7 protein-coding genes and 3 pseudogenes are annotated in these 10,388 nt (G+C 59.2%); 9 read left to right on the top strand and 1 reads right to left on the bottom strand.

Going from position 1 to position 10,388, the window contains the following annotated elements; all coding sequences use genetic code 11:
- Nucleotides 1–933, top strand: a pseudogene (locus EN949_RS11345) (IS3 family transposase); the annotation flags it as partial.
- Here the strand turns inward: EN949_RS11345 and EN949_RS11340 are convergent.
- Nucleotides 928–1,069 (bottom strand): annotated as a pseudogene (locus EN949_RS11340) (transposase); the annotation flags it as partial. The pseudogenes EN949_RS11345 and EN949_RS11340 overlap by 6 nt on opposite strands.
- A gap of 369 nt (nt 1,070–1,438) precedes the next feature.
- Between EN949_RS11340 and queC the strand changes: the two are divergent.
- From queC to nifK, 8 genes and pseudogenes are all read left to right on the top strand, one after another.
- Nucleotides 1,439–2,137, top strand: coding sequence for a 7-cyano-7-deazaguanine synthase QueC (gene queC, locus EN949_RS11335; protein WP_063170389.1), 699 nt, complete (start codon nt 1,439–1,441; stop codon nt 2,135–2,137).
- On the top strand, nt 2,137–2,493 hold the full coding sequence (gene queD, locus EN949_RS11330; protein WP_063169374.1) for a 6-carboxytetrahydropterin synthase QueD: 357 nt from the start codon (nt 2,137–2,139) through the stop codon (nt 2,491–2,493). Before queC ends, queD begins: the two co-directional genes overlap by 1 nt.
- A 5-nt stretch (nt 2,494–2,498) precedes the next feature.
- Nucleotides 2,499–3,224 carry a 7-carboxy-7-deazaguanine synthase QueE gene (queE, locus tag EN949_RS11325; RefSeq protein ID WP_164548811.1) on the top strand — a complete coding sequence of 242 codons (726 nt, stop codon included), beginning with the start codon at nt 2,499–2,501 and terminating at the stop codon, nt 3,222–3,224.
- Between the two features lie 770 nt (nt 3,225–3,994).
- Nucleotides 3,995–4,747, top strand: coding sequence for a carbonic anhydrase (locus EN949_RS11320; protein WP_063169372.1), 753 nt, complete (start codon nt 3,995–3,997; stop codon nt 4,745–4,747).
- A 160-nt stretch (nt 4,748–4,907) separates the two neighbouring features.
- A pseudogene (locus tag EN949_RS36510) lies at nt 4,908–5,104 on the top strand (7-carboxy-7-deazaguanine synthase QueE); the annotation flags it as partial.
- 1,097 nt (nt 5,105–6,201) lie between these two features.
- Nucleotides 6,202–7,095, top strand: coding sequence for a nitrogenase iron protein (gene nifH, locus EN949_RS11305; RefSeq protein ID WP_024505261.1), 894 nt, complete (start codon nt 6,202–6,204; stop codon nt 7,093–7,095).
- An 87-nt stretch (nt 7,096–7,182) separates the two neighbouring features.
- Nucleotides 7,183–8,685, top strand: coding sequence for a nitrogenase molybdenum-iron protein alpha chain (gene nifD, locus EN949_RS11300; protein ID WP_024505262.1), 1,503 nt, complete (start codon nt 7,183–7,185; stop codon nt 8,683–8,685).
- A 129-nt stretch (nt 8,686–8,814) separates the two neighbouring features.
- Nucleotides 8,815–10,356: a nitrogenase molybdenum-iron protein subunit beta gene (gene nifK / locus EN949_RS11295; RefSeq protein WP_024505263.1), complete on the top strand. Its 1,542-nt coding sequence runs from the start codon at nt 8,815–8,817 to the stop codon at nt 10,354–10,356.
- Nucleotides 10,357–10,388 lie beyond the last annotated feature (32 nt).

The raw sequence follows: 10,388 nt of genomic DNA, 5'->3' as shown, positions 1-10,388 counted from the left end.
CCCGCCGCCAAGCGGAAAGCTGTCGCTCGCCTGAAGGAAGGCTTCGGGATGAGCGAACGGCGGGCGTGTAAAGCCATCGGCTGTTGCCGCATGACGGTTCGCTACCAGACCAGCAGGCCGGACGACCGCGAGGTTCGCGAGCGGATGAAGGCCGATCGCGCAGGAGCGTCGCCGGTTCGGCTACCGGCGTCTTCTCGTGATGCTGAGGCGGGAGGGCCTGGTCGTGAACCACAAGAAGCTGTTCCGGCTCTATCGGGAGGAGAAGCTCGCCGTCGCCGCCGTGGCGGCCGCAAGCGGGCGATCGGGACCAGGGCGCCGATGCTGGTGCCGCTGAGGCCCGACGAGCGCTGGTCGCTCGACTTCGTATCGGACCAGCTCACCGACGGGCGCCGCTTCCGCATCCTGGCCGTCGTCGACGACTGCACGAGAGAGTGCCTCGCACTCATCGTTGATACGTCTCTCTCGGGCATGCGGGTTGCCCGCGAATTGGACGGCTCATCACCGAGCGGGGCCGGCCCAGGATGATCGTCAGCGACAATGGCAGCGAGTTCACCTCGAACGCCATCCTCTCCTGGGCGGATCAGAACCGCGTCGAATGGCATTACATTGCGCCCGGCAAGCCGATGCAGAATGGCTTCATCGAGAGCTTCAACGGCCGACTGCGCGATGAACTGCTCAACGAGACGCTGTTCACCTCGCTGGCTCAGGCGCGCGTAGCCATCGCCCTGTGGCACGCCGACTACAACACCGCGCGGCCGCACTCCCCCCTGGCAGACCCCGGCCAAGTTCGCCAGCACCTTCAATCCGCGACGGTCGCTCGCGCTGCGCTATGCCAAAGGCTCCGCGCCAGCGCCCGTCGCTTCACCCGCCCAGCAGGGCACAACCCACGCCGGAAACGAACTCAAAACTGCTGGGGCAACGTCAGTCCCATAGAGCCTTGATGGTTATCTCGGCCTTTGCTCGCAGCAGCGCCTTAGGTTGGGCGAAGGCGTTCTCAATCGGATTGAAGTCGGGACTGTAGGGCGGCAGTTAGAGCAGGCTCGCCTGCGGCCTCAATCGCGCCGCGCAGGGTTCTCCAGGCGGATGTCGCCAATGTCAAATTTGCTGGCATCCATGTCGCCCTCGCCAACCGCACAAGCGAAGGCCAGAAAGCCAACATGTGTTCTGCGGCTTAATTAAGAGTCAGCCGATGTCGGCCGAACATCACCTTGTCTCGAAGTCGACGATCGGACAGCAGGTTGCGAAAGTTGGCGCGATGCGAAACAAACTGCTGAAGCGCTCAACTTTTATTGATCACGCGTGTTGGACGCGACGCACTCCCGTTCCAATCGGGCTGAGCGCAAATTCTCCCGGTTCACAAAACTGAGTCGCTGGAGTAGTGGGGGCGCAGAGAAATCTCCGGTCGCAGCCTTACCCGGTCAAAACAAGGATACCAATGATGAAGACTCTCGCCGTCTGCTCTGGCGGATTGGACTCCGTTTCCCTTGCTCACATGGTGGCAGCGGAGCACGAACTCACCGGCCTTCTATCTTTCGACTATGGCCAACGGCACAGGAAGGAATTGGGCTTCGCCGCTCTTTGCGCGCAGCGACTGAAGGTCCCGCACCAGATCATCGACATCGGCGAAATTGGCCGTGGCCTTTCCGGCTCAGCGCTGACTAGCAGTATCGACGTGCCGGACGGCCACTACGCCGAAGACACGATGAAGATTACGGTGGTGCCGAACCGCAATGCCATCATGTTGGCAATCGCCTTCGGTCTCGCCGCCGCCCACAGCGCCGAAGCGGTGGCGGCGGCCGTGCATGGTGGGGACCATTTCATCTATCCCGATTGCCGTCCGGCCTTCATTGAAGCTTTCCAGACAATGCAAGACCGCGCGCTCGACGGCTATGCGCAGATACGCCTCTATGCACCGTATGTGAATCTCGGAAAAGCTGACATTGTTGCGGATGGCGCAAGATACGGCACCCCGTTTGCTGAGACCTGGTCCTGTTACAAGGGCGGCGTGCGTCACTGCGGACGATGCGGGACCTGCGTCGAGCGGCGCGAAGCGTTCCATCTCGCCGGGCACGCTGATCCCACCGACTACGAGGACGCCGATTTCTGGCTTGAGGCGCTGCGCAGGAGGCGCGCGTAATGTTCCACATCAGCAAGGAATTCCACTTCTCGGCCTCGCATCAGCTCACCTCCTTGCCTCCCAACCATCAATGCGCGCGCCTGCACGGGCATAACTATGTCGTCGTAGTGGAGCTGTCGGCCAAGGAACTGGACGCCCACGGCTTCGTGCGCGACTATCACGATCTGGCGCCGCTCAAACGCTACATTGACGAGAGCTTCGACCATCGGCACCTCAACGACGTGCTGGGACATGAGAAGGTCACGGCGGAATGCCTGGCCAGACATTTCTATGAATGGTGCAAGGCACGTCTGCCGCAGACCGCGGCCGTGCGCGTTAGCGAAACACCGAAAACTTGGGCGGAATACCGTCCGTGACCGACATGCATCCCGCAATCCGTGTGAGCGAGATATTCGGGCCGACTATCCAGGGCGAGGGCGTGCTCATCGGCTTGCCGACGGTGTTCATCAGAACCGGCGGATGTGATTATCGCTGTTCATGGTGCGACAGCCTTCACGCGGTGGACAATCAGTATCGCCATGAATGGCTACCGATGCCGATCGATGCCGTGTGGCAAACCGTCCATGCGCTTTCCGGCGGCAGGCCGGTTATGGTCTCCTTGTCAGGCGGCAACCCGGCCATTCAGCCGTTCGGTCCCCTCATAGAACGAGGCCATCGCGAGGGCTATCGTTTTGCACTGGAAACGCAGGGTTCCGTGGTGAGGGAGTGGTTTGCGGATCTTGACGTGCTGACCCTTAGCCCAAAGCCGCCGTCCAGCGAGATGACGACCCGTTGGGCTGCGTTTGATGCATGCCTCGAAGCGGCGCAAGAGAAGCCGCAAATCGTGCTCAAGCTCGTCGTTTTCGACGAGAGTGACTATGCCTACGCCAAAGAAGTCGCGGCGAGATATCCGCACCTTCCGATCTATCTGCAACCCGGCAATCACACGCCGCCGCTCCCTGGCAGTGAAGACGCCTCTGTCGACTTGGACGGAATAATGATGCGAATGGAATGGCTTGTCGAAAGGGTGACTAGCGACAGGTGGTTCGAAGCCCGCGTGTTGCCGCAGCTGCACGTTCTGCTTTGGGGTAACAAGAGGGCGGTCTAGTCTGTGGCTTGCGTCGCACCGGAAGGCCGGGCTCCAACGGCTTGGCAGGCTCTCTTCGCGTGCCGAGTACAGCCGAGCTTTGTTCGCGTCAGCGGTCTCGCGATTGTGCGGCTGGAAACCGCCCGGACACCCCGCTGCCGGCGTGTGTCACCTTGACTCCGATGAGCTGTCGTCACGCAAAGTTGAAATCCGCAAGAACTGGCCTTCTCGCCCCACCTGCTCCGTCGCAAGCACGTCATCCCCTCATCCTTGTCCAGCTCTTATCGATGTATCTCATTGTCCGGCCTGACGCACGACTGTCAGCATGGGAATGCATCCATTGCGCAAATGCCTTCCATAAAGAAGATCGATTTCCTCATTGGCCCAACGTGAAATATAGCAACGTTTTCGTGGCGTGGGTCGGCTGCGTCGGGAGTAGCGATGAAAACGTATTGGGGTCGCCTGCGTCTCCTTGGGCAGCGAGTGTAAAGTATAGCGATGCGGCCTCCGGCGCGAACGGCAGCCGCGCAGTGATCACCTTCGCCTGTGCCTTTGCGGCGGGGGTCAAGCGCTGGTCTGCTAAAATTTTTTATCGTTTAGCTGGTTGAAACTGCCCCCGTTGCGGGCTGCAGAAGCCGGCCAGCCGAGAAACGGCAGCCGCACTTATGAAAGCACGCCAAGGCGTGCGGGCATCTATCAGTTGCAAAGGACAATACTGGCCGCGCCGATTGGCCATCACGCGTCCATTAGGGCAGCCACCAACATCAGTTCGCAAGAGGAGCAAAAGTAATATGTATCGTCGTCACCTGATCAAAGGGTTGGTTGCGCTCGGCGCATGCCGGATTTGCGTTCAAGCCGCCCAAGCGACCAGTGCCCATTGGGGGTACACCGGTCCGGTCGGACCGGAGCACTGGGCTGATCTGGATAAGGAAAATTTCGTATGCTCTGCCGGCACGCAGCAATCGCCGATCAATATCAACAGCGCGGTCAAGGCGGATATCCCGCATATCGCCATCGGCTGGCACAAGGGCGGCGGCAATATGGTGAACAACGGCCACACCATTCAAATCAATATGCCACAAGGCAGCACGCTGACCCGCGGCGATCGTGTCTACGAACTGGTACAGTTCCATTTCCATGCGCCAAGCGAACATCACGTGGCGGGCAAGAGCTTCCCGATGGAGGTGCATTTCGTTCACAAGGACACGCAAAGTGGTACTCTGGGCGTGCTGGGCGTCTTTTTAACGCCCGGCGCGACAAATGCCAGCTTTGCTGCCCTTGCTGCGGCCTTTCCCGAACTGCCGAATGGGGAGGTGACGATCGACGAGGTGAATCCCAACTGGCTTCTGCCAGCCTCGCTTGGCTATTGGACTTATGAGGGCTCACTGACGACGCCGCCGTGCACCGAAAACGTCGAGTGGATGGTGGCGATGGAACCGGTTGACGTTGATCCGGCAGACATCCAGCGATTTGCCTCACTCTACCCGTCGAACGCGCGCCCTATTCATTCACCCAATCGACGCTTCATCCTGCGCCAGAGTTGAGCGCCGCCCCAGCGGTTCCGCACGGTCCAACATTCTTGGCACAAGTTGGCGCGAAGCCTCCTCTTCCGGTCTGGCGGTCTGACGGCGCTCCCCAAGCTGGCTAGTCTAAATGATAGGGATTCGGTGCCGACACCACTCGTCCCAAATACGTCGCGGCGAGGTTTGTCTGCAACCCGGCAATCACACGCCGCCCCGCCGTGGTAATGAAGACGTCTCTGTCGAGTCCGACGGAATATGATGCGCATGGAACCGCTGGTAGAAAAGGTGACCAGCGACAGGTGGTTCGAAGCCCGCGTCTTGCCGCAGCTGCACGTTCTACTCTGGGGTAACAAGAGGGTAGTGTATACCTTCTCCTAGCTTCGCCGCCAACTACTCGGTTTTCCGAATTGCTCTCTATATTCTTGAAGACGATGCGTTCGTTAAAGACATGTGCTGCGCACCTGGTGTAAAAGCTGCTCTCATCATGCAGAGGTCAAGCCAGTCGGGCTCATCCGAGGCTATGGCCGTGAGCACTGTTCAGTTCGGCAGAGAGGGCGCTTTTGTACACACTTTGCGATCGTGGCGGCCCCGTGGGCAGATCTGCAAGCTGCCGCGACACTAACCTCTCGAAGCCCGCCCGCCCGCCTTTCGTGCAGCTTCCTCTGAACAAAACCACCGCTCGCCCTTCAATAGGTTGATGCGTGTCTCCCAGTAAGATTCCTGTCCAAGAACGTGATAATCTTCTTGCCAGTGTTGTAGCTGATGTTGCCCTTGATGCCGCAGCCTACCGCGGCGGGACCAAACTCAATGGCAAGCAGGCCGGCTAGGATCGTGCAGCCAGTCGCGAGCCTCGCCCACAACGGGGTCTCACGCGCATGAGGGCGCCGACCATGGGTTCGGCGGTTCATACGCGTATAACACGTATCTTTCTGAAAAAATCAATGCTCTCGGCTAAGCTACTGAATTATTTGGCTTCCATATAGCGCGTCGGCGGAACCAACTTGTAGACGGGCTATGAAAGGTTAAGCGCGGATGTCTATCGGCCGCCGGCGTTCCCGCTCTGTAAGCCTGCCTGAACTACCCGCGCCGCGGTCAAGCCCCAGGCTCCTGCTCATCCAGCGACCGCCCGATCAATGGCAGGCTGGAAAGACAAGAGCCGATGTCTTCCGATGGTCTCGCCATCAGCTTTGGGCTAACTTCCCCATTCTCCCGCTTCGAGCTCGACACACGGCGGTTTGGATGGCGCACGACAATCTGTGTCGGCTTTGTCGTGTCCGTGACAGACGCCTGAAAGGCCCGTTCGCGCGTTTTGCCGCCGTCTAAGCGGCTGGAATTTAATGACAAAGTTTCTTCTGGGATCGGCCGATCACGCTGGTACGCTTTTTGCGATGCTTGGTGTGAGGCGGCACGAGCTGCCTATCGGCACTTGTGTCGCGGGCAGTCGCGATAATTAGAACGAAGGAAGGAAAGCTATTATGTCAGGTCTGCGTCAGATCGCCTTTTACGGAAAAGGCGGCATCGGCAAGTCCACCACGTCCCAAAATACGCTCGCTGCCCTTGTCGACCTCGGGCAGAGAATCCTCATCGTAGGATGCGACCCCAAAGCCGATTCCACACGCTTGATCCTGAATTCGAAAGCTCAGGATACCGTCCTGGATCTCGCCGCACAGGAAGGCTCGGTGGAAGACCTCGAACTCCAGGACGTGCTCAAGGTGGGCTACAGAGGCATCAAGTGCGTGGAGTCCGGCGGCCCCGAGCCGGGTGTCGGTTGCGCCGGCCGCGGCGTCATCACCTCGATCAATTTCCTCGAGGAGAATGGCGCTTATGACGATGTCGATTATGTCTCCTATGACGTCCTCGGCGACGTGGTATGCGGCGGCTTCGCCATGCCGATCCGCGAAGGCAAGGCCCAGGAGATCTATATCGTCATGTCCGGCGAGATGATGGCGCTCTATGCCGCCAACAACATCGCCAAGGGCATCCTCAAATATGCCCATTCGGGCGGTGTGCGGCTGGGCGGGCTGATCTGCAATGAACGTCAAACCGACCGCGAACTCGATCTGGCCGAAGCACTGGCTGGCCGATTGAATTCCAAGCTCATCCACTTCGTGCCCCGCGACAACATCGTCCAACATGCCGAACTCAGGAAGATGTCGGTGATCCAGTACGCGCCGGACTCAAAGCAGGCAGGGGAATACCGCGCTCTGGCCGAGAAGATCCACGCCAATTCGGGCCAGGGTACGATCCCGACGCCGATCACCATGGAGGAGCTGGAGGAGATGCTGCTCGACTTCGGCATCATGAAGACCGACGAGCAGATGCTTGCCGAGCTTCACTCCAAGGAAGCGGCGAAGGCGGCGGCCCAGTAGTGACATTAGCGCTGCCATGAATCGGCGCGCCTTGCAGAGAACGGCGCCTATTCTTTGAGGCGTCACCCAACCTTGAAAGGGGGACTCATGAGCCGGGAATACGAGAATGACGGTGCTCTTCATGCGAAGCTTATCGAAGAGGTGCTGTCGCATTATCCCGACAAGGCGGCGAAGCGCCGCAAGAAGCACCTCAACGTCGCAAAGAGCGGCAACGAGGCTGGCGGGGAAAGCGAGGTCCTTTCCGAATGCGACGTCAAATCGAACATCAAGTCCATTCCCGGGGTGATGACGATTCGCGGCTGTGCATATGCTGGTTCGAAAGGCGTGGTGTGGGGGCCAGTCAAGGATATGGTCCATATCTCGCACGGCCCGGTCGGCTGCGGCCAATATTCTTGGTCGCAGCGCCGCAACTACTACGTCGGTACAACGGGCGTCGACACGTTCGGGACAATGCAGTTCACCTCCGATTTCCAGGAGAAGGACATCGTCTTCGGCGGCGACAAGAAGCTGGAACAGATCATTGACGAGATTGAAGTCTTGTTTCCGCTCAACAACGGCATCACCGTGCAGTCCGAATGCCCTATCGGCCTGATTGGCGATGACACCGAGGCCGTTTCTCGCAAAAAGACCAAGGAGTATGACAAGACGATCGTGCCGGTACGCTGCGAGGGCTTCCGCGGCGTCTCGCAGTCGCTTGGCCACCACATCGCCAATGATGCAATCCGGGATTGGGTCTTCGACAAAAAGGATGTCAAGTTCGAGGCCGGCCCCTACGACGTCAACGTCATCGGCGACTACAATATCGGCGGCGATGCCTGGGCCTCGCGCATACTGCTTGAGGAGATAGGGCTGCGCGTGGTTGGCAACTGGTCGGGTGACGCCACACTCGCAGAGATCGAGCGCGCCCCGAAGGCTAAGCTCAATCTTATCCACTGCTACCGGTCGATGAATTACATCTGTCGGCATATGGAGGAAAAGTATGGCGTCGCCTGGATGGAGTACAATTTCTTCGGTCCCTCCCAGATCGAAGCCTCTCTGCGCAACATAGCCAAGCATTTTGGGCCGGAAATCGAGGAGAAGACCGAAAAGGTCATTGCCAAGTACAGGCCGCTTGTTGATGCGGTCATCGCCAAGTACCTGTCGCGCCTGGAAGGAAATACCGTGATGCTCTATGTCGGCGGCCTGCGCCCCCGCCACGTCGTCACGGCCTACGAGGACCTCGGCATGGTCATCGTGGGCACCGGCTATGAATTCGCCCACAGCGACGACTATCAGCGCACCGGCCACTACGTGAAGAACGGCACGCTGATCTACGATGACGTGACCGGCTATGAGTTGGAGAAATTCATCGAAGGGATTCGCCCAAATCTGGTCGGCTCGGGAATCAAAGAAAAATACCCGGTGCAGAAGATGGGCATACCGTTCCGCCAGATGCATTCCTGGGATTATTCAGGCCCGTATCACGGCTACGACGGCTTTGCCATTTTCGCACGTGATGTGGATCTCGCCATTAACAACCCGGTCTGGGACCTATTCCACGCGCCTTGGAAAAGAAGCCGGGGCGATGAGCGGGCGATGGCTGCCGAATAAACATTTGCTTCAGCCCCAGTCTCCCACTGAGACGGTGAACTCCCGCGGCCTCTGATCCGCCGGAGCCTGGAACGTCTTGACGTCCTGAGCTGCCGTCCCGCGCAGCCAGATGCAAAAGAGGTAATCATCATGCCGCAGTCGGCTGAAAAAATTCTCGATCACGCTCCCCTGTTCCGCGAGCCGGAATACAGAAAGATGCTCGCTGAGAAGAAGCTAAACTTCGAATGTCCGCACCCCGATGAAATCGTTTCCGATCAGCGCGATTTCACCCAGACGTGGGAATACCGCGAAAAGAACCTCGCCCGCAAAGCGCTTGTCGTGAACCCGGCCAAGGCCTGCCAGCCGCTGGGTGCGGTATTCGCTGCCGCCGGCTTCGAGCGAACCATGTCCTTCGTCCACGGCAGCCAAGGTTGCGTCGCCTATTACCGCTCGCACCTGTCGCGCCATTTCAAGGAGCCTGCCGCGGCGGTCTCCTCCTCAATGACCGAGGATGCGGCGGTGTTTGGCGGCCTGAAGAACATGGTCGACGGGCTCGCCAACACCTACCAGCTCTACGACCCCAAGATGATTGCCGTGTCGACGACCTGTATGGCAGAGGTCATTGGCGACGACCTGCACAGCTTCATCCAGAACGCCAAGGACGAAGATTCAGTCCCGCGCGACTTCGACGTGCCCTTTGCCCACACCCCGGCCTTCGTTGGCAGTCATGTCGACGGCTATGACAACATGGTCAAAGGCATTTTGGAGCACTTCTGGAAAGGTCAGGAGCGTACGCAAATCGAAGGAACCATCAACATCATTCCGGGCTTCGACGGCTTCTGCGTCGGCAACAACCGGGAGCTCAAGCGCCTGCTCGATGTAATGGGCGTGTCCTATACATTGATCCAGGATGCCTCTGACCAGTTCGATACGCCTTCGGACGGTGAATACCGCATGTATGACGGGGGCACGAAGATCAACGAGGTGAAGAAGGCCCTCAACGCCGAGGCAACGCTTTCGCTGCAGCATCACAACACCCGAAAGACACTGGGCTATTGCGAGGAGGTCGGGCAGGCGACGGCCTCGTTCCACTATCCGCTCGGCGTTCAGGCGACGGACGAATTCCTGATGGAGGTCGCGGCGATTTCCGGCAAGGAGATTCCCGAGGCAATTCGCCTCGAGCGCGGCCGACTGGTAGACGCCATGGCGGACAGCCAATCCTGGCTGCATGGTAAGAAATACGCCATCTACGGTGATCCCGACTTCGTTCACGCAATGGCCCGCTTTGTCATGGAGACCGGCGGCGAGCCAACCCATTGCCTCGCCACCAATGGCACCTCGGCATGGGAAGCCGATTTGAAGAAGCTGCTAGCATCCTCGCCTTTCGGCAAGGCTGCCCAGGTTTGGGCGGGCAAGGACCTGTGGGCGCTGCGCTCGCTGCTCTTTACCGAGCCGGTGGACCTTTTGATCGGCAATTCCTACGGCAAGTACCTGGAGCGCGACACCGGAACGCCGCTGATCCGGCTGATGTTTCCGATCTTCGATCGGCACCATCATCACCGCTTTGCGCTCTTTGGCTACCAGGGCGCGTTGCGCGTGCTGACGACGATCCTCGACAAGATCTTCGACAAACTCGATCGCGAGACGAGCGAGACGGGTGTGACGGATTATTCCTATGACCTCACGCGCTAAGAGCCGTGGCCGGCTTTTCGCCGAGGCCATTC

This window comes from Mesorhizobium sp. M7A.F.Ca.US.007.01.2.1 (genome assembly GCF_003998165.1).
Taxonomy (GTDB): Bacteria; Pseudomonadota; Alphaproteobacteria; order Rhizobiales; family Rhizobiaceae; genus Mesorhizobium; species Mesorhizobium ciceri.
Note: the sequence above shows the minus strand (reverse complement) of the source record. Positions and strands in the feature narration are given on the sequence as shown.